Consider the following 19093-nt stretch of genomic DNA (forward strand, 5'->3'; position numbering starts at 1 on the left):
GCTCAGCCCAGGAACGCCAGCGGGTCGAACTCCTCGATCGGGATGACCCGGATGCGGGGCAGCGGCGCGTCGAACGCCCGCGCGTCGTATTCGAGGTCGAAGAACGTGATCCCCGGCAGGGTGGCGTAGGTGGTGTTGCGGAACTCTCCGAACGCGAGCACACCCACCTGGCGGCGGCCGTCGAGGAGCGGTTCGATGTCCTCGACGAAGTCCCCGTCGTGGCTGACGAGCACCACGTCGTCCTCGCGCTCGCGCAGCGCCTGGAGGGTGCGCTGGATGGCGATGTCGACCACCTTGGCGTCGGCGGGTCCGGACAGCAGCACGGGTTCGTACCCCAGGGCTTTCAGCGCCTGGACGAACGTCATGGGCAGGTTGGTGGTCGCGTTCAGGAAGAACAGGCCCCTCGCGGTCTGATCCCAGGTGCGCTCCACGAAGCTGAGGATCCGGTCCCACCGCGGCCGCTCGTCGGGCTGGGGGCGGCGACCGAGGATGGAGCCACCCAGCGTCGCGTCGATGTTCTCCCCGTCGACGAGGACCCAGGTGTTCCGGCTGTTGGCGTGCATGCGACGACCTTCCTGCGCGATGCGCGCTCGCGACCGATCCTACGGGGCGTGCCGACCCACGCCGGTGCCGCCCGGCCCTGGCGGACGCCGCCCGACCCGCCTACGCTGCGGAGCAATCCGCCGGAGAGGAGACCCCGTGCGCAGGACGCCGCATCCGATCCAGGTCCGCCGGGTCTACGACGAGCCGCGGCGATCGGACGGCTCCCGGGTCCTCGTGGACCGGCTCTGGCCCCGTGGCGTGAGCCGCGAGCGAGCGCACCTCGATGAATGGCTGAAGCAGGTCGCCCCGTCCCCCGAACTGCGCACCTGGTACGGCCACGTTCCCGAGCGCTTCGAGGAGTTCACCGCGCGCTATCGCCGGGAACTCGACGACCCGCAGTCGGCCGAGGCGCTCCAGCACCTCCGCGAGCTGGCGTCCGCAGGTCCGCTCACCCTGTTGACGGCCACGAAGGACCCCGCGATCAGCGAAGCGGCGGTCCTGGCGCGGATCCTGCGCGGGCACGGATAGCGCGGCCGGAGACATCGGCACTGTCAAGCCCCCTTCCTGCACCCCCGCGGGCGGCCTACCGTCGACCGCATCACCCGATGCGGAGGGAGATGAGCCGGAATGACCGTCGCGCGAGACGTCATGACACCTGCACCGCGCTGCGTGGGAGAGCACCAGACGCTGATCGAGGCTGCGCGTCTCCTGGCCACGCTGGATGTCGGTGCACTGCCGATCTGCGGTGACGACAAGCGCCTGAAAGGCATCCTGACCGACCGCGACATCGTCGTGAAGTGCCTCGCCGAGGGAGGCGACCCCGCCCTCACCACCGCGGGCCAGCTCGCTCAGCGCACGCTCATCACGATCAAGGCGGACGACGACGTCCGGAAGGCACTGAAGACGATGAAGGCGTATCACGTGCGGCGCCTACCCGTCATCGAGGGGCACGACCTCGTGGGCATCGTGACGCAGGCCGATCTCGCCCGCTCCCTCGCCCCCGAGGACACCGGCGAGGCGGTCGGCGAGATCTCCGCCTGAGCGCCGGGCTCGTCACCCGTCGAGCATCCTCACCATGACGTCCCGGATGCGGGCGGCATCCGCTGCACTGCGCAGCCGCCGGAAGGGGCGCCGTTCGGTGGGCGGCCCGCTGATCCCGAGCAGGCCGGACGGGCCGAAGAACGCGCCCGTCGGAGCATCCGTGGTCAGCGCCAGGAGCGCCGGGCCGGCCGCATCGGCGGGACTGTTGCCGAGCCGTGCGATGGCGGGGTCCCGGATACCGGCCGGCACCCGGTCGCGGATGCGCGGGGCGATCTCGGTCCCCGGCGAGACACCGGGGTGGCAGACGGCGACACGCACCCCCGACGATGCGGTGCGCCGCGCGAGTTCGAAGCCCCAGAGACCCAGAGCCAGCTTCGATGCGCTGTAGGCGCGGAAGGCGGTGTACCCGCGGGTGCTCTGCAGGTCGTCCCAGCGGAGCCGTCCCACCGCGGCGGCGATGCTGCACTGCACCGCGACCCGACTGCCCTCGCGCAGGAGGGGCGCGGCTGCGCGCAGGAGCGCCACATGCCCGAGGACGTTCGTCTGGAAATGCAGCTCGAACCCGTCCTCGCTCACGTGTCGGCGCGGGTCGCCCAGGAGCACCATCCCCGCATTCAGGACGACGAGGTCGAGCGGTCGCGCCTCGGCGACCAGACCGGCCGCGAGGCTCCTGACGGATGACAGGCGGGCGAGGTCGAGGTCCCGCAGGACGAGACGGGCGCGCGGGACGGTGCGGCGGATGCGCTCCATCGCCCGCTCGCCCTTCACCCGGTTGCGCACCGGCATGAGCACCTCGGCACCCGCTCCGGCCAGCGCCCGGGCGATCTCGAGCCCCACCCCGTCGCTCGCACCCGTGACGAGTGCGGTGCGCCCGCTCAGATCGGGCAGCGGCGTGGGTTCGCGACGTCGTGGCATGTGTCCCCCTCCGGGGCATCCTCCCATCAGTTCCGCCCGACCCCGTGCGTAATCGGGCGGACAGGCGTACCCTCGTGCCTGCGTGACCCAGAAGCGCCCGTCGGCGTGAGGGGGTCGTGGGTGCATTCTGCACCGACGTGAGGTCGAAGCCTTCTGTTCCCTCTATCGCCCCCGTCTTGACCCGACCCCGACGGGCGTTTCTGTCACCGCCGGCGCCCACCCGTTCAGAAGGGCGGCGTCTCGCCCAGGCACGGACCGCTCATCGACGCCGATGCTCGGCCGGCGTCAGGCACGAAAGAAGGCATCCGTCGTTCGGGTTCCACCAGGTACCGTCTGCCGGTCGGCGACCGCCATTCGAGCACACCGCCGGGCAGCTGCTGCACGGCCCAGTTCCCGTGATGCTTGATCGTGTGATGCCCTGTGCAGAGCGGGGCGAGGTTCCATGCCGCCGTCTCTCCCCCGTCCTCCCAGGCGATCGTGTGATCGATCTCGCATCGGTCCGAGGGTCTGCCGCACCCGGGGGCCATACATCGGCCGGATCGCCAGCGGACGAGTCTCCGCAGCGCCGGCGGCGGCTGGTACTGCTCACGCCCGACCGACAGGACGACGCCGGTCTCGGGGTGCGTCAGCACCCGCATCCAGCCCGCGGCCGCCCCGCAGAGCTCGCGCGCCCGCTCGATGGCGATCGGCCCGAGGCCTTCGACCGTCGCGGGAGCATCCGCCGCCGCACGGTCGTCCAGCAAGGACAGGGCCGGGACGGTGACGGCGACGCGCGGCCGGATGCCCCGCGCGGCCTCGGGGTGGGCCGGTACCTCGCCATCGATGAGCAGGTCGCTCACCACGTCGGCGCGGAGCTGGTCGAGCGTGCGGGTCTCACCGTCCGCCGCCGCGAGGACTTCAGCCATGGCGGTCGCGCGATCGAGGACCGCCTGCGCCTCGACCGCGGGGATGTACAGCGACAGCCACGCCATCCCGTCCTGTGCCGGTTCCCGTACGACGCGGCGCTGACGCAGCGCCTCCTCGTTCCGGTCCGCGAGGCTGACCGACCGGGCGGTGTCGATCAGCCGGCGCAGAGAACGCCGGAACGTCCCGAGCGGCTCGGCCTCTGCGAACTCCAGTGCGCGCTCCACGATCCGTGCACGCACCTCCGGATCGACCTCGTCCATCGCATCGACCTCGTCCATCGCATCGACGAAGACGTCCGCATGGCGCTCGGTGACGCGGCCGGCGGCGAGGGCATCGAGAAGCCCGGGGTAGGACTCGACCAGTGCCCGAGACCGCGCCAGCAGCATCCCCGCCGCGTTCTCGGTGATCCTCAGCGCGGTCGCCAGCTCGAGCCGCACGGAGCGGTCGACGATCTCGCGCGTCGCGCGGGGTCCGCGGGGGCGTCCGATGGCTTCGCGCCAGAACCGGTGAACCGAGACGGCGCGCTGCGCGGCGAAGCCCGCCATCACCGCATCGATCTCGAGGATGTGCTCGAGCGTGTCGGGCGTAGGCAGGCCGACGGCGTCGAGATCCTCATCGGTCCACCCGCAGAGGTCCTCATCGGTCCACCAGCAGGGGTCGTCCTCCGCCGCACGCGGGGCGGATTCTGGCCGGAACCGATCGGTGATCACCGTCATATCCAGAGACTACGGCGGACCTCCGACATCGACCGGTCGTCGCGCGCGGCGCTGGTCAGCGGGTCGCCGCGGAGTCCGGATCCGGCACGACGAGAGGCAGGCGCCGCTGATCGTCCCACGGTTCGGTCCACCCGAGCCGGGTGAACAGACCGTCCAGCACCATCGCGGTGAAGCCCCAGACGATGTACTCGCCGCCGGCGTGCGGCACGAGGAAACCCGGGCCGCGGAACTCCTCGCCGTCGCGATACAGCACCGTGACGCCCCGGTTGGCGGGGTTCAGCAGGTCGGCCACCGGCGCGCGGAACACGTCGGCGGACTCCCCCTCGTCGACGACGCGGACGGGTGAGGGACTGCGCCACCACCCGAGCACGGGCGTCACCAGGTGGCGGGAGAACACGAGCGGCAGGGTCTCCAGGGTGCCGAGCACCTCCACCCCCGTCGGGTCGAGGCCGGTCTCCTCGCGGGCCTCGCGAAGGGCTGCGGCGATCGGTCCCTCGTCGTCCGGGTCGACTCGTCCGCCGGGGAAGGCCACCTGCCCCGGATGAGCGCGCAGCGTGGAGGCACGGGCGAGCAGCAGCACGTCCAGGTCACGGGAGACGGGCAGGTCGTGCGCATCGTGGCCGGCGGGCAGTCCGTCGAGCACCCCGAACAGCAGGAGCACGGATGCCCGGCGGGAGTCCGTGGGGGCCGGCACGGAGAAGAGCGGAGCGAACTCGTCACCGCCCTGCCCGCGAGACGACCGTTCCGCCACCGCCCGCAGCTGCGCCCGGGCACTCAGGGCAGTGGGTTCGGCCGGCATCCGTTCAGGGTAGCGCCGATCGTCGTCGGGACGCCCGGCGACGCCGTTCCGCTCCGAGCCCGGTGGATGCGAAGCCGGCGTTACCAACCCGCCGAGCCCGGGACGCCCTTGAACGGCCCCACGACGTCCGGCGTGATCCATCCGCCGTAGTACTCCCCCGGCTGGGGCTGGACCTCGGTGTCATCGATCATGCAGGCGTCCATGCCCTGCGCGTACACCGCGACCCGCCCGGTGAGCAGTTCGTACCCGGGCGAGGGGCTGGGGTAGGTCCACGCCGCGCGCGGGCGTATCGCCCCGCCGCCGTGGACGTCGAAATACGTCGCGGAACCCTTGTACTCGCAGAACGAGCCACCGTGCGTGGGCACCAGGCTGCCGTCGGCGAAGGCGGCGATCGGAAGGTAGTAGACCGGCGGATGGCTCGTCTCCAGCACCCGGACGACATCATCCGTCGCGACGATCTCCTCCCCGCCGAGGACGATCCGCGCCCGCCGCGGAACTCGCTCGATGCGGGGTGGCCGCGGATAGGCCCAGACGGATTCCTGGCCAGGACGGGTGGGCAGCGGGACCGGGAGGCGCGCCTTCATCGCCCCACCCGCCGAGCCGACCGGTGCATGGCACCTGCTGCGCATTGCTCTCGCTCTGTCGCTGACATGCGCACACCCTACGCGTCCGGCCGTGGCGGAGACTCAGCCCGCGCCCTGAGGCGCGGGCTGAGTGCGGGATCAGTACCAGTTCGTGGCCTGCGAGTGCCCCCACGCGGAACACGGCGTGCCGTAGACCGAGGAGATGTAGCCGAGCCCCCAGGCGATCTGCGTGGCGGCGTTGGTCTGCCAGTCGGCTCCGGAGGACGCCATCTTGCTGCCCGGGAGCGCCTGCGGGATGCCGGTCGCGCCGCTCGGGTTGTAGGCCTGGTAGTTCCAGCCCGATTCCTTCTGCCAGAGCGAGACGAGGCAGGAGAACTGGTCCCCGCCCCAGCCGTACTGCTGGGAAGCCAGCTGCTGCGCATAGGACTTGGCGCCGGCGGGGGTGTTCACCGCAGCGAGAGCCGCGGCGGCCGCCTCGGCCTGGCGCTGCGCCTCCGCGGCGGCCTCGGCCTGACGCTGCGCCTCCGCGGCGGCAGCGGCAGCCGCATCCGCAGCCGCCTTCTCGGCGACGGCCTCGGTGAGCGTTTCGCGCAGGTCCACGACGTGATCGGCGACGATCTCCGTCTGCGCCTTGACCGTCTGCGCGAGCTCGACGAAGAGGAACGCCGGCAGAAGCCCCGTGTCGGACATCTCCTCGACGGCCTCCGCGAGCGGCTCCGTGTCGATCGTGGTCTTCGCGCTCCCGAAGTCGAGTCCGGAGGACGACATCTCGGAGACGATCGCCTCGGCGTCGGCGAGCGCCGCCTCACCGGCGGCGAGGGTGGCCTTGGCGGTCGCGCTCGTGCCCTGCGTGTCGAGCGATGCCAGTGCCGTCGCCAGAGCGTCGGTCTTCGCTGCCGGCGTCGACGCGTACCCCGCCGGCCTGCCCTCATCCGTGAGCGTCGAATCGGCCGCAGCGGCGGCATTCGTGGTCAGGATGCCGAGGGCCGCGACGGCGCCGACCGTGACGGTCGCGATCGTGCGGCGGCGGGTACGGCGACGGGCTCGGGCGAGCTTCTGTTCGGAACGCATGACGAACGTGAGGTCCTCCATAGGATCGGTGCGCCTCTGCGGCGCCACGCGTCTCCGGGTAAGACGCGAAGCAACGAGTCTGCGCCCCCGTCCCTGGGCGATCCATCCGTGATCCCTGGGCGCCAGGTGGGAGCCGTTCCCGGAAAAGGCCAGATCAACGGCCCTCGCGGGCGCGTCTCAGAGCCCGACCATCTCCGCGCTCCGGTCCCACAGCCGCTTCGCCAGTCCGGGGTCGTCGGCGAGCGGGTTCGTCCGGGCGACGCGGTTCCGGGCGTAGTACTCTCCCGGAGTCCAGTCGACCCCGGGCTTGCCGAGGGCGAGCCACGCGAGCCGGGATCCGCCCTCCTCCGTGGAGGACAGCAACCGGGTCGTGAGGGGGTTCGTGTACATGAAGCGCCACGGCCCGGATGCGGCGGCCGCGAAGCTACTGGCGATCGCGCCGGGGTGGAAGGCGACCGGGTGGACGCCGTCGTCACCGTGGCGGCGCAGCAGTTCCTTCGTGAAGAGGATGTCGGCCAGCTTCGCGTTCCCATAGGCGGATCCGGAGGAATAGGAGCGCTCGTTCTGCAGGTCGTCGATGTCGAATCTCGCGAATCGACGCGCCGCGAGGCTGGATGTCTGGACGACGGACGCCCGGTCCGCGATCAAGCGGTCCAGGAGCAGATTGGTGAGCAGGAACCCGCCCAGGTGGTTCACCTGGAACGTGCGCTCGAATCCGTCCGCGGTGACGGCGCGTTCCGCGAAGATCCCCCCGGCGTTGTTCGCCAGCACGTCGATGCGAGGGTAGGACTCCCGGAGTTCGGCGGCGAGGTCCCGCACCTGCGACAGCTCGGTGTAATCCGCGACGTGCCACGGGGCATCCAGCCGGGCGGCCACCGCCTTCGTCTTGCCGGGGTCTCGCCCGACGACGACGACCTGCTCGCCCGCCGCGTGCACCTGCGCCGCCGCGGCGGCACCGATTCCGTCGCTGGCTCCGGTGATGACGATGGTGCGAGGCACGGATGCTCCTTCGGGTGGGGGTGTCCCATCACACCGCGGCTTTCCCGGATGTTCCCCGAACTCCTAGCCCGTTCCCAGCTTCGCGGGACCAAAACAGGACCCGGCACGGTTCCACCTGGTGACGCCGCAGCCAGCGTCGTCGCTCCAGGAGGAAACCGTGACACACGATTACCGCAGGACTCCCGAGGCGCTCGAGCACCTCACCCCCACCGAGTACCACGTCACGCAGGAGGAGGGCACCGAGCCTCCCTTCCGCAACCGGTACTGGGACCACCACGAGCAGGGCATCTACGTCGACGTCGTGTCCGGCCAGCCGCTGTTCTCATCGACCGACAAGTTCGACAGCGGCACGGGTTGGCCGAGCTTCACGAAGCCCATCGCCTCCGATGTCGTCACCGAGGTGACCGACGGCTCGTTCTGGATGACCCGCACGGAAGTGCGCTCGGCCGGGGCGGACAGCCACCTCGGTCACGTCTTCCCGGACGGACCGCAGGAGGCGGGCGGGCTGCGCTACTGCATGAACTCCGCGGCGCTGCGTTTCGTCCCCGTCGCCGAGCTCGACGAGCAGGGCTACGGTAGCTACCGTTCGCTCTTCCCCACCCCCACAGAGGAGAACGCCACATGACCACCGACACCGGCACCGTCACCCGAACCCCCGGCACCGAGACCGCCGTCCTCGCCGGCGGGTGTTTCTGGGGCGTGGAGGACCTGATCCGCCGCCAGCCCGGTGTCCTCGACACACGCGTCGGGTACACCGGCGGCTCCAACGACCACGCCACCTACCGGAACCACCCCGGTCATGCCGAGGCGGTCGAGATCGTCTTCGATCCCGCACGGACGACGTATCGGGACATCCTGGCGTTCTTCTTCCAGATCCACGACCCGTCGACGCTGAACCGTCAGGGCAACGACATCGGGACCAGTTACCGCTCGGCGATCTTCCCCCTCACCCCCGAGCAGGAGCGGATCGCCCGCGAGACGATCGCGGACGTCGACGCCTCGGGCATCTGGCCGGCCAAGGTCGTCACCACGATCGAGCCCGCCGGACCCTTCTGGGAGGCCGAGCCGGAGCACCAGGACTACCTGCAGCGCATCCCGAACGGCTACACGTGCCACTTCGTGCGCCCCGGCTGGGTGCTGCCGAAGCGGGACACCGCAGCGACGGCGTAACGAACACCCCCCCATCACGATGCCGCGGCCCACGGGTCGCGGCATCGTCGTGTCGGCAGATGCGCATCTGACCGACGATTCGGTACTTCCGGCGAGTGTCCGACTCCTGTTTCCTCCGCCCGCTAGGCTCCCCACAGTTGTCAAAAATGGGGGGAACAATGGAGTTCGAAGACCGCCTATCCGCGCTCGCGACCAAAGTGCACAATCAGGCTGCCGCGATCGGTACAGAAGAAGCGACAAAGAACGCGTTCGTCATGCCGTTCATCTCGACCATTCTCGGTTACGACGTCTTCGATCCTATGGAGGTCGTGCCGGAGTTCACGGCCGACGTCGGCATCAAAAAGGGCGAGAAGATCGACTATGCGATCATGCGTGATGGTGAGGTGCAGATCCTCATCGAGTGCAAAGCATCCACGGGCGCGCCGAAGATCGAGCACGCGTCACAGCTCTTCCGGTACTTCTCCACTACCAATGCGCGAATCGCCGCGCTCACCAACGGCGTGATCTGGCAGTTCTACACGGACCTCGACGCGCCGAATCGAATGGACGCCAAGCCCTTTCTGGTCCTGGACCTTCTCGACATCGACGAGACTCTCATCCCCGAGGTGAAGAAGCTCAGCAAAGAAACTTTCGACCTGGAATCAATCATTAGCGCCGCCGAGGAGCTCAAGTACGTCGGCGCTCTCAAACGCGCCATCGGTGGCCAGTTCCGTGATCCCAGTGACGACTGGATCAAGTTCTTCGCTACCAAGGTATACGAGGGCTCCTACACCCAGAGGGTCCGAGAACAGTTCACCTCTCTCGTGACCAAGGCGTCACGGCAGTTCTTGACGGAGAGTGTCAATGACCGTCTCAAGACCGCACTCGGCGCGGGTGCCGGCATCCGTCCCATCGACGAGGGCACCGCTTCTGTGACCAGCGAGCAGGTGGCTCAGGACGACCTGGATCGTGACACCGAAATCGCGACCACCCTCGAAGAGATCGAGGGCTATCAGATCGTCAAGGCCATCGCTTGCGGCGAAATCAAGCCTGTTCGCGTCACTCATCGCGACGCCAAGAGTTACTTCGCAGTCCTCCTCGACGACAACAACCGCAAGCCGATCGCGAGACTGCATTTCAACTCGAAGCAGAAGTACCTCGGTCTCCTCGACGAGGCAAAAGTAGAGACTCGTCATCCGATCAGTTCGCTTGACGAAATTTACTTGCACGCGGATTCGATCCGCGACGCGGTGATCCGGTATCGGTAGGTGTGGCGGTGAGAGCCTTCCCACGCCGAGTGCGAGTACTCCGCCGGGCGTCTGCGCCTGGCACCGGACCCGTCAGGGGTGCTCGTTGAGAGCGCGCAGCGCCAGGAACGTCACCCACTTGGAGGGCGCGCCGGTGGGCACATCCACCGGGAACCACACGCGGCCCGGGAGCTGCCCCTCCTGCCGCCACCGCCCGTCGCGGCGGCGGCGGGAGCGGACGAGGCCGAGCGAGTCTCCGACCCGGGGATCCAGCGGGACCCCGTCGTGGTGTGCGGCACGGGTGAAGTAGTCCACCGCCTTCAGGGCGCTGAACGGCCACCGCATGGGATAGAGCAGTTGCGTGGCCCAGGGCCCCACCTGGGTGCCGTCCGACAAGCGGTAGCGCAGGTGTCGCTGGAGCAGGTACTCCTCGCCTCGGGCCCGTGCGACCCGGAGGTCGCGGCTGCCGCCGGTGCGCTGCTCGTAGTCCAGGATGCCGATCAGCGCATTGATCGTGGAGTGGAACGAGGATCGCCGGGACCCCTCCACCCAGTCGCAGTTCCAGCCGCCGTCGGGGAGCTGATGCTCGGGGAACCAGTCGGCGAGCGCACGCACGTCGGCGCCGAGCCAGGCTCCGTTCGCGAGGGTCATCGCGTTGATGCAGACGTCGACCTCACCGCCCCAGTAGGGCAGGTCCTCGTACTCCCACCGGGCGTTCGCCTCGAGCTTCTCCGCCGTCCCGGCGAGCGCTTCCGCCGCCAGCCCCCACTCCCGGAGCGTCGTGAGGGTCCACGTCGTGGCGGTCCAGGGCTGACCGTCTTCCTCCTCGTCGGCATCCGACGGGAAGTACGCCCCCTGCGCCCACTGCCCGTCCGGGTCCTGATGGGCCAGCAGCGCCGCTCCGTCGCCCTCCGTCGCGATCCGCGACCGGGTCTCCTGCCAGATCTCCGCAGGGGCCCGGACGATGTCGCGCTCCACCTGCCAGCGGAGGGTGGGATCGGAATCGAGCAGCCACGGCGTGACCTTCATTCGACCACGGTAGATCGCCGCCTGAGGATGCGGGAGTGCCCGAAGGTCCCTTCCCCGCGCCTCCCCCAACAGGCGGGCGGAGGCAGCCTCAGAGCTCCTCGGGATCGAGGTCGCCCGCCCCGTCCTCCCCGGTGCCTTGCCATCGCACGGGGACCGGGCCGGAGCCGGGTCAGTTCAGCGCGCGCGTTCCTTCCGGGATCACGCCGTCCGCGTAGAGGCTCGCCGCGACATCCTGCAGCGCCGTCAGGGCCACGCGCTGGGTGGTCGGCCCGTAGGAGATGCGGGCGACCCCGAGCGCCTCGTACTCCGCAGCGGTGAGCGCCCCGGGGAGCCCGATGACGCTGACCTTCCGGTCGCCGATGCCCTCGACGAGCCGGCGCGTCACCTCCGCATCCAGCACACCGGGCACGAAGACGATGTCGGCCCCCGCCGCGAGGTAGGCGCGACCGCGCGTGACCGCATCGGCGATGGAGTCCTCGACGGGCCGTCCTGGCGCACGCACGAACGCGTCCGTCCGGGCGTTCAGGACGAAGGGCACGCCCTCCGCCTGTCCTGCGGCGACGACCGCCTCGACCCGCGCCGCGGCCTCCGCGACCGGACGCAGGCGATCCTCCATGTTCGCCCCGACGATCCCGACGCCGATCGCGCGACGCGTCGTCTCCCCCGCATCCGCGTACCCGTCGTCGAGGTCGGCGGAGACCGGCACGTCGCCGGCGGCCGTCACGATACGACCGACCATCTCGAGCGTGATTTCGAGCGGGATGGCGCCGTCGGCGTAGCCGAAGGACGCCGCGATCGAGTGGCCTGCCGTCGCGAGGGCCTTCGTCTCGGGGAGGGCGAGCACCGCCCGGGCGGATACGACGTCCCAGATGTTCACCACGCGCAGGATCTCGGGGGCGGCGTGGAGGGCGGACAGCCTGCGGGCACGATCAGCGGGCGCGATGGTCGAGGGGGTGTCGGTCGTCATGGGGCAACGGTACCGGCAGGGGCGCCGGATGGCGCCGGATGGCGCCGGATGCCGTCTACCTCCGCCTGGCGGCGACGCCCGCGAACAGGGCGTGCAGCAGGGGCAGCGCGGAGACCCCCATCAGCACCGTGCCGAGGACCGGGTCGTCCGGGCGGGCGACCACCCCGGCGACGAGCAGCCCGGCGAAGAGGACGGCGGACACGATCCGGCGCCCCAGCCGCTCCAGCCTGCCGATCCTCTGGTCCAGCTTCGGCGTCTCCACGGTCAGCCGTCCGCCCTCCAGCCGGGTCGTGAGCTCGTCCAGGCGGCGGGGCAGGCGCGCCGCGATGCCGGCGACCGACGCAGCCTCCCGCGCGACCGTCTGCACGAGGTCGCCGCGCTCCTCCTGCAGCAGCCGCGCGGCGTAGGGCTCGACGGCATCCCAGATGTTGAACGCCGGGTCGAGCGAACTGCACATTCCGGAGGTGAGCGACATGGCCCGGATGATCAGCAGGAAGTTCTCCGGGAGTTGGAACGGGAGCGAGCGGATGGTGTCACCGAACTCCGTCGCGAAGGACTGGAACTCCCTCGGGTCCACCTCCTGCAGCTCCGCGAAGCCCATCCCGCCGAATCGCGCGAAGAGCTGGACCATCGCCCGCTCCAGCTCGGTGGTGTCCGCGGACGGGAGGAGGACGCCCACGTCGCGGATGCCCTCGACGAGTCCCTTCCCGTCGCGCGAGGCGGCGGCGATGAGCAGGCGCCGCAGTCCACGGCGCAGGCCGTCCGGCACCGTGCCCATCATCCCGAAGTCGATGAAGGTCAGGCGCCAGGGCGGTCCGTCGTCCGCCGGATCGGCATCCGCAGGCCGTGGCGTGACGAAGATGTTCCCCGGATGCGGATCGGCGTGGAAGTACCCGTTCACGAAGAGCTGGTCGAACATCACCGCCGCGAACCGGTCGGCGACCGCGGAGGGGTCGATGCCTGCGGCGCGGAGCGCATCCACGTCGTTGATCTTGATCGCCGTGACGTCCTGCAGGGTCAGCACGCGCGTCGTGGTGCGCTCCCAGACGACGATGGGGACTGCGACCCGCGCGTCGTCGGCGAAGTCCCCGGCGAAACGCTCGGCGTTCACCGCCTCGTGGATGTAGTCGATCTCCTCGAGACTCGTGGTGGCGAACTCCTCCACGAGGGCCGGCACGTCCACCCGGTCCGCGACGATCCGGACCCGGCTCAGCCACTGCGCCACCCGGCGCAACGCACGCAGGTCCACCTCGATCACCTGCTCGATGCCGGGACGCTGGATCTTCACGACCGCATCCGCGAGCCCGAGCTCATCCGCATCAACAGAGGCGAGGGTGGCGCGATGGGCCTGTCCGAACGATGCGGCCGCCAGCGGGACCTCGTCGACGGAGGCGAACGCGCGCTCGAGCGACATGTCCAGCTCCGACTCGGCGAGCTGCCGGATCGCCGGGAACGCGACCGGTGGCACCTCGTCCTGCAGCCCCTCGAGTTCGGAGGTGATCTCGGGCGGCAGCACGTCCAGCCGCGACGACATGAACTGCCCCACCTTGATCATGAGCCCGCCGAGATCCACCGCCAGCGCGTGGAAGCGCCGGGCGATCCTGCGCATCCGCTGCGCGCGGGTCCGTTCGGCGATGACCCCCAGGCCGAGTCGCGGCAGGAACAGCTCGTACCACCAGGACTGGATGAGATATCGCGCGGCGAACCGCATGATGCGGCGGTAGCGCGGACGCATCCCGGAACCGTCGGCCACCGAGCCTCCTTGACGCCGGCGTGCCGACGGTACGCAGTCAGTCCTGAGCGAGGATGGAGTAGAGCTTACGTCGCGCGTCGTCGAGGACGGCGACCGCTTCCCTCACCTGATCTGGGTTGCCGGTGCGCGCCACCTGTGCGACCGCTTGCGCCAGGTCGACGCCCGCCTTCGGCAGGGCACCGTGCTTGCCGCTGTCCCGCCCGCTCGAGGACGTCTCCCACGGAGCCGAGCGGCCCGTCTCCTCCGCCGCGACCAGACGACCCTCGTCGGTGAGGGAGTACGTCTTGCGTCCGCCGGACTCCTCGGCGCGGATCAGACCCTCGTCGGAGAGGAGCTGGAGCGTCGGGTACACCGACCCGGGGCTCGGCTTCCACGAACCACCGCTGCGCTCGCCGATCTCGTTGATGATCTGGTAGCCGTGCATCGGCCGCTCGGAAAGCAGTGCCAGCACCGCGGCACGGACGTCGCCGCGTTGCATGCGGGTCGCCCCGCCGACCTTCTGCTCGAACGTGGAACGCAGCTGGTCCATCGCGTCCCAGATACTCGACATCGACCAGTTGTCCCCGGCGCCCCGACCGCGTGCGCCGAATGCGTCGCCCATGAATGAACCGCTCATGATGACCTCCTCTGCGCCGGGCATCGGAAGCTCGGCGATATATAACGATATATCGCTCAGTGCTGCCGGGCGCGGGTCCGGAGGGAACTCCCAGGGTCGGGAAACCCGGTCATCCGACCTCACGGAGCGCGAACGGCAGCTCGGCGGCGAGTTCCCGGGCGAGGAAGCCGAGACCGAGGCGTTCGGTGAGTCGCTCCCCGGCCCGAGCATGGGCCCACGATCCCCAGACCGCCGCGCGCGACAAGGCGGTGCCGCGGGCGACGAAGCCCGCGATCGCGCCGGCGAGGACGTCGCCGCTGCCGGATGTGGCCAGCCCCGGACCACCACCGCCGACCAGCCAGCTCTCTCCGTCCGGCCCCGACACGACGTCGTAGCAGGTCACGACCGCACGGTATCTGCGGGCGGCCTCGCCGACGGCTGCCGCGAGGTCCGTCAGGGCATCGGGATCCGACCCCTCGTCGAGCAGGATCGCCAGCTCCTCCCGGTTGGGGGTGAGCAGCAGCCGGTCCGGCAGCAGGGTGCGGTCGAGGCCGGGCAGCACGCCGAGCGCATACGCGTCGAGGACGAGAGCGCGGGGACCCGCGTCGGCCACCGCCTCGAGGGTGTCGCGGGTCTCCTCGGCGTCGTCGAACCCGGGGCCGACCAGGACGGCGTCGGCACGCGCGATCGTCTCCCGCGCCGGATCCTCGAACGGGTCGCTCGCCTGCTCCGGCAACGCGTTGATCGCCGCCTCCGGCAGCACCGCGCCCAGATGGGCGTCGATGGACCGGGGGACGAAGACCCCGAGACGCCCGGCTCCCACCCTCAGGGCCGCCTCACCGGCGAGGATCACGCCACCCGGGGTGCGCCGGGAACCGCCGATCACGACGACGTCGCCGCGCGACTTCTTGTCCTCTCCCGGGTCGGGCAGGCCCCAGCCGCGGAGCAGGTCGGGGGTGACGGCCGTCGCGCGACCGGCCTCCTCGGTCCGAGCGGGGTCGGGTTCAGTCGGTTCCGGCATCGTGGTCTCCTTCTCCCTGCACATCCGGCGTGCCCTGGTGCACGGTGACGTCGGCACCCTGCTCGCGGAGGTGGCCCACATCGGCGAAGGCGGACACCTCCCAGCCGGCACCGGCACGGTCGAGCTTGGTCACCGAGGCGTTCAACACGGGATTGGCCGCCGCGAACTCCAGGAGCTGTTCTTCGGGCATGTTCAGCAGCAGAGTCGCGATGAGCGTGACGACCGCGTCGTGCGCGACGATGAGCGCCGACGGGCCCTCCTGCCCGAGGACCGCCGGAAGGACCGAGCGCAGCCTCAGCGCCACGTCCGCCCAGGACTCGCCTCCGGGGGGCCGGTGGTAGAACTTGCCGAGGTGCCGGCGGCGTTCCGCCTCCTCCGGATGCAGCCGCGCGACGCCCCGCGCGGTCAGCAGGTCGAGGATCCCGAGTTCGCGGTCACGGAGCCGCTCGTCGATCCCGACGGGACCGGGGCGCGCGCCCATCGCGATCTCCAGCGTCTGCCGGGCACGGAGATAGGGCGAGACCCAGAACGCCCCGATGTCCTCCCGCTCCTCCTCCAGCCAGCGCCCGAGCGCCCGAGCCTGCTGCTCCCCCGTCGCCGACAGCGGCACGTCCGCATCGCGTATCTCCACGGGCACGCGATCGAGTCCCTCACGCTCCGCGCGGGTCGCCGCGACGTTCCCCACGCTTTCGCCGTGGCGGACCAGCCAGAGTGTCGTCACCACCATGCCCTCACGATAAGGACGCACTGCGGTCCGGAACCGGGGGTTGCGCGAACCCCGATGGCGAGGGAGAGGCGGCGCCCGGCCCCTCGCGCGCACCGATCCGACGGGGCACACTGGTGCGCATGACCGAGAGCGCAGCGTCCTGGGTGCTGCACGTCGACCTCGATCAGTTCATCGCCGCCGTCGAGGTCCTGCGACGCCCCGAGCTCGCGGGGAAGCCGCTCATCGTCGGCGGGCACGGCGACCCCGGTGAGCGCGCCGTCGTCGCCACCGCGTCGTACGAGGCGCGTGCCTTCGGCGTCGGGTCCGGGATGCCGCTGCGGATCGCCACGCGCAAGGCGCCGGACGCCGTCATCCTCCCCGTCGACGCCCCGGTCTACACCGCCGCGTCCGAAGAGGTGATGGCGACCCTCCGCGAACAGCCCGGGGCCGTGGTGCAGGTGCTCGGCTGGGACGAGGCCTTCCTGGGCGTGCGCACCGAAGACCCGGAGGCTTACGCCCAGCGGGTACGCAGCGCCGTCCTCGAACGGACCGCGCTGCACTGCAGCATCGGCATCGGCGACACCCTCGTCCGCGCGAAGAACGCCACCGATCTGGGTAAGCCGCGCGGCGTCTTCCGGCTCACCGCGGAGAACTGGCTCGAGGTCATGGGCGAGCGCCCGACCCGCGACCTCTGGGGAATCGGCAGCAGGATCTCCCAACGGCTCGCCGCCCTCGGCATCCGGAGCGTCGCCGACCTGGCGGACGCGGATGCACCGGAGCTCGCGGCGGCGTTCGGTCCGAAGATGGGGCCGTGGTACCGGCAGCTGGGCCGCGGGGAGGGGTCGGCGGTCGTCGACGACACACCGTGGGTCGCCCGTGGGCACGGACGCGAGACGACCTTCCCGCAGGATCTGACCGATCCCGCCCTGCTCCGGCAGGCTGCCGGGGAGCTGATCGAACGCGTGCTGGCCGATGTGGCGGAGGAGCAGCGGCCGGTCGTCGGGGTGGGACTCAAGGTGCGGTACGCCCCGTTCATGACACGGACGTTCACCCACCGGGTCCCGGCGACCACCGATCCCGCCATCGTCGCCGCCGAGCTGATGACGCTCCTGGAGCGGATCGAGCCCGGTCGTCCGGTCCGCCTGCTCGGCGTGCGCGCCGAGCTCCGGATGCCGGAGGATGCGCGCGAGGGACACACCCCCACCCGGGGCGGATGGTGACCGCACGCTAGGCGAGCCCGGCCACCGGCACGCCGAGCCACTCTCCGAGGTCCAGGATCTCGGCGCGCAGCATGGCGCTCTCCTCGGGTTCGAACGGCAGGAACTCGTGCACCGCGGTGACCTGCAGCACCTCCTGCTTGCGGTCGAGTTCCGCGTCGAGCATCCCGACGAACCGGTCCCCCATCAGGATCGGGTGCGCGAAGAAGCCGTACCGGCGCTGCGGTTGGGGCTTGAACTGTTCAAGCACGTAGTCGAACCCGAACAGCTCGCTCAGGCGCGGACGGTCGTAGAGCGCGCTGTCGTACGGGTTGAGCAGGGCGACCCGGCCCGCGCTCTCCTCCTCGAGGGCGGCGAGCGCCTCGGGGTCGACCCGGAATCTCCAGCGGCTGCCCTCCACGGTCGCGGCCTCCCCCGCGTCTCCCACCGGGGACCACGGCGAGCGCTGCTTCGCGATCCCGGCTGCCTGCAGGCGTCGCTCCGCCAGGAGCCGAGCCGCTTCCTCCGCGGGGTATTCCGGGAGGTCCTGCGGATAGACGCGTTCCGCGAGGTCCCACCTCCGATGCCGGCCGTCCCGTCCGACCACCGCCACCTCGCCCCGCCGCGCCAGGCACTCCAGCATGTGCGGGACCTGGTTCGGCCCGTACCAGCCGTCGGAGGCCCGCGACGCCTGCGCCGTGTCCGGGATCTCGGCCGCGAGCAACGGGCCCTCGGCCCGCAGCCGGTCCAGCACGTCCCGGCGGAACCGGGCATTGGCCTCGAGCCACTGCTTCGGCCTCTCGTGCCGGGGATACTGCCGCATCTCCGGGAGGAGGAGCGGGAGGAGACTCATCGGGCGGAACGCCCCTTCGTGCTCGAACAGCATGCGGTCGTCCTCGACCGCCTTGGCGAGCTGCCCCCGCTCGTAGGGCCATCCGATACGGGTCCACAGCATGGTGTGCTCGCAGGACGCGATCGTCGCGGTGGGGTCGATCTTGATGTAGCCGATCTGCTCCGCGACCTCCACCACGTCCCCGGGTCGCTCGGCGTCCAGCAGCTGTGCCCGCACGACGATCCGACGGGCCTGGTCCTGGGTGAGCCGGTGCGGCATCGGCTCAGTCCGCTCCGCCGGCAGAGGCACCCGTCACGGGCTGACGCAGGATGGTCTTGAGCTTCGCGGGCTCGGTGCGGCGCGGATCGTTCAGGTAGATCTCGTGGTGGCGACCCGTCATCGTCATGCCCCGCCCGGGGATGACCTCCTCGTGCATCCGCCGCAGCACGGGACCCTCGTCGTCGTACGAGCCCACGTGCAGGGTCTGGACGCAGGTCCCCTCGTCCAGGGTCTGCAGTCGCAGGATGCCGCGGGCGGGCGCGTCGTCGTCGTCCAGGTCGTCGCGCACGCGGGTCACGTGCTCCGGCATGATCCACTCCGGCACGAGCATGAGCGCCGTCCAGTCCCATCGCGTCTTGTCCCGGGCGCTGGTGAACGACGCCATGTCGGCGGACGACCAGAGCGCCTCGAGCGGCATCACCACGTAATCGCGCTCCAGCTCGCGCTTGCTGAGGAACTTCAGCCGGTACGCCATCGCGAACAGGGTGGCCACGGCATCCCGGTACGCCGGGGACGTGTTGGGATCGCCGGAGCCGTCGATCATGAGGTAGTGCAGCGGGGGGATGTCGAGGAAGCGGAAGACCCCCGCTGCGGCGCGGTAGGAGTCGAGCTCCTTCTTCAGGTCGGTCTTCATCGCGCCTCCTGGGTCACCCGGCGCCGGCGCCGCGGGCGAGGCCAGAGTACGCCGTTCCGTCATCGCCCGTCACGTCCGGACGAGTCCGGCCCGATCGGCCGGCAACCTCTC

General features: G+C 70.6%; 21 protein-coding genes. 6 read left to right on the plus strand and 15 right to left on the minus strand.

Translation table 11 applies throughout. From position 1 onward, the window contains the following. Nucleotides 1–2: 2 nt before the first annotated feature. Nucleotides 3–563, minus strand: coding sequence for an NYN domain-containing protein (locus F6J84_RS09060; protein ID WP_150973155.1), 561 nt, complete (start codon nt 561–563; stop codon nt 3–5). 136 nt (nt 564–699) lie between these two features. Here F6J84_RS09060 and F6J84_RS09065 point away from each other — a divergent pair, with 136 nt between their 5' ends. Continuing rightward, a complete protein-coding gene (locus tag F6J84_RS09065) occupies nt 700–1071 on the plus strand; it encodes a DUF488 domain-containing protein (protein ID WP_238702431.1) in 372 nt (123 codons plus the stop codon). Nucleotides 1072–1170: 99 nt separating this feature from the next. Further along, nucleotides 1171–1584, plus strand: a complete 414-nt coding sequence (locus F6J84_RS09070) for a CBS domain-containing protein (RefSeq protein WP_150973158.1) — start codon at nt 1171–1173, stop codon at nt 1582–1584. Nucleotides 1585–1596: 12 nt separating this feature from the next. Here the strand turns inward: F6J84_RS09070 and F6J84_RS09075 are convergent, their stop codons facing one another. The 6 genes from F6J84_RS09075 to F6J84_RS09100 all read right to left on the minus strand — a co-directional run bounded on the left by F6J84_RS09075 (nt 1597) and on the right by F6J84_RS09100 (nt 7574). Continuing rightward, the gene (locus F6J84_RS09075) at nt 1597–2499 is read right to left on the minus strand and encodes an SDR family NAD(P)-dependent oxidoreductase (protein ID WP_150973161.1); all 903 of its coding nucleotides are present in this window, start codon (nt 2497–2499) and stop codon (nt 1597–1599) included. A gap of 224 nt (nt 2500–2723) precedes the next feature. Further along, nucleotides 2724–4121 carry an HNH endonuclease signature motif containing protein gene (locus F6J84_RS09080; RefSeq protein WP_238702432.1) on the minus strand — a complete coding sequence of 466 codons (1398 nt, stop codon included), beginning with the start codon at nt 4119–4121 and terminating at the stop codon, nt 2724–2726. Nucleotides 4122–4176: 55 nt separating this feature from the next. Next, nucleotides 4177–4920 carry an NUDIX hydrolase gene (locus F6J84_RS09085; RefSeq protein ID WP_150973164.1) on the minus strand — a complete coding sequence of 248 codons (744 nt, stop codon included), beginning with the start codon at nt 4918–4920 and terminating at the stop codon, nt 4177–4179. Nucleotides 4921–5000: 80 nt separating this feature from the next. Beyond that, the gene (locus tag F6J84_RS09090) at nt 5001–5504 is read right to left on the minus strand and encodes a DUF427 domain-containing protein (protein WP_150973167.1); all 504 of its coding nucleotides are present in this window, start codon (nt 5502–5504) and stop codon (nt 5001–5003) included. Between the two features lie 138 nt (nt 5505–5642). Beyond that, on the minus strand, nt 5643–6623 hold the full coding sequence (locus tag F6J84_RS09095) for an aggregation-promoting factor C-terminal-like domain-containing protein (protein WP_238702434.1): 981 nt from the start codon (nt 6621–6623) through the stop codon (nt 5643–5645). Between the two features lie 129 nt (nt 6624–6752). Beyond that, a complete protein-coding gene (locus tag F6J84_RS09100) occupies nt 6753–7574 on the minus strand; it encodes an SDR family NAD(P)-dependent oxidoreductase (RefSeq protein WP_150973169.1) in 822 nt (273 codons plus the stop codon). Between the two features lie 157 nt (nt 7575–7731). Between F6J84_RS09100 and msrB the strand changes: the two genes are divergently transcribed. From msrB to F6J84_RS09115, 3 genes are all read left to right on the plus strand, one after another. Next, complete coding sequence (gene msrB, locus F6J84_RS09105) at nt 7732–8199, plus strand: peptide-methionine (R)-S-oxide reductase MsrB (protein ID WP_150973171.1); 468 nt, start codon at nt 7732–7734, stop codon at nt 8197–8199. Next, nucleotides 8196–8744 (plus strand): peptide-methionine (S)-S-oxide reductase MsrA, encoded by a 549-nt coding sequence (msrA, locus tag F6J84_RS09110; RefSeq protein ID WP_150891708.1) that lies wholly within the window; start codon nt 8196–8198, stop codon nt 8742–8744. Before msrB ends, msrA begins: the two co-directional genes overlap by 4 nt. Nucleotides 8745–8902: 158 nt before the next feature. After that, entirely contained in the window at nt 8903–9991 is a 1089-nt protein-coding gene (locus F6J84_RS09115; protein WP_150973173.1) for a type I restriction endonuclease, read from the plus strand. Between the two features lie 72 nt (nt 9992–10063). Here the strand turns inward: F6J84_RS09115 and F6J84_RS09120 are convergent, their stop codons facing one another. The 6 genes from F6J84_RS09120 to F6J84_RS09145 form a co-directional block, all read right to left on the minus strand. Then, nucleotides 10064–10999 carry a squalene cyclase gene (locus tag F6J84_RS09120; RefSeq protein WP_150973175.1) on the minus strand — a complete coding sequence of 312 codons (936 nt, stop codon included), beginning with the start codon at nt 10997–10999 and terminating at the stop codon, nt 10064–10066. A 169-nt stretch (nt 11000–11168) separates the two neighbouring features. Then, nucleotides 11169–11966 (minus strand): isocitrate lyase/PEP mutase family protein, encoded by a 798-nt coding sequence (locus tag F6J84_RS09125; RefSeq protein WP_150973177.1) that lies wholly within the window; start codon nt 11964–11966, stop codon nt 11169–11171. 55 nt (nt 11967–12021) lie between these two features. After that, a complete protein-coding gene (locus tag F6J84_RS09130; protein WP_150974762.1) occupies nt 12022–13701 on the minus strand; it encodes an ABC1 kinase family protein in 1680 nt (559 codons plus the stop codon). A 55-nt stretch (nt 13702–13756) separates the two neighbouring features. Beyond that, nucleotides 13757–14335, minus strand: coding sequence for a PadR family transcriptional regulator (locus F6J84_RS09135; protein WP_150973179.1), 579 nt, complete (start codon nt 14333–14335; stop codon nt 13757–13759). A 109-nt stretch (nt 14336–14444) separates the two neighbouring features. Further along, nucleotides 14445–15335, minus strand: a complete 891-nt coding sequence (locus tag F6J84_RS09140) for an NAD(P)H-hydrate dehydratase (RefSeq protein ID WP_150973181.1) — start codon at nt 15333–15335, stop codon at nt 14445–14447. Beyond that, nucleotides 15319–16062 (minus strand): histidine phosphatase family protein, encoded by a 744-nt coding sequence (locus F6J84_RS09145; RefSeq protein WP_150973182.1) that lies wholly within the window; start codon nt 16060–16062, stop codon nt 15319–15321. The genes F6J84_RS09140 and F6J84_RS09145 overlap by 17 nt, the downstream gene beginning before the upstream one ends. 119 nt (nt 16063–16181) lie before the next feature. On the opposite strand from F6J84_RS09145, the gene F6J84_RS09150 reads away from it, so the two are divergent. After that, a complete protein-coding gene (locus F6J84_RS09150; RefSeq protein WP_191905624.1) occupies nt 16182–17261 on the plus strand; it encodes a DNA polymerase IV in 1080 nt (359 codons plus the stop codon). Between the two features lie 7 nt (nt 17262–17268). On the opposite strand, the gene F6J84_RS09155 is transcribed toward F6J84_RS09150, so the two are convergent. After that, nucleotides 17269–18348: a DNA glycosylase AlkZ-like family protein gene (locus F6J84_RS09155; RefSeq protein WP_150973186.1), complete on the minus strand. Its 1080-nt coding sequence runs from the start codon at nt 18346–18348 to the stop codon at nt 17269–17271. A gap of 4 nt (nt 18349–18352) precedes the next feature. Continuing rightward, nucleotides 18353–18982 (minus strand): GyrI-like domain-containing protein, encoded by a 630-nt coding sequence (locus F6J84_RS09160; RefSeq protein ID WP_150973188.1) that lies wholly within the window; start codon nt 18980–18982, stop codon nt 18353–18355. Nucleotides 18983–19093: the final 111 nt, after the last annotated feature.

Origin of the sequence: Microbacterium caowuchunii, assembly GCF_008727755.1 — a bacterium.
Lineage (GTDB): Bacteria > Actinomycetota > Actinomycetes > Actinomycetales > Microbacteriaceae > Microbacterium > Microbacterium caowuchunii.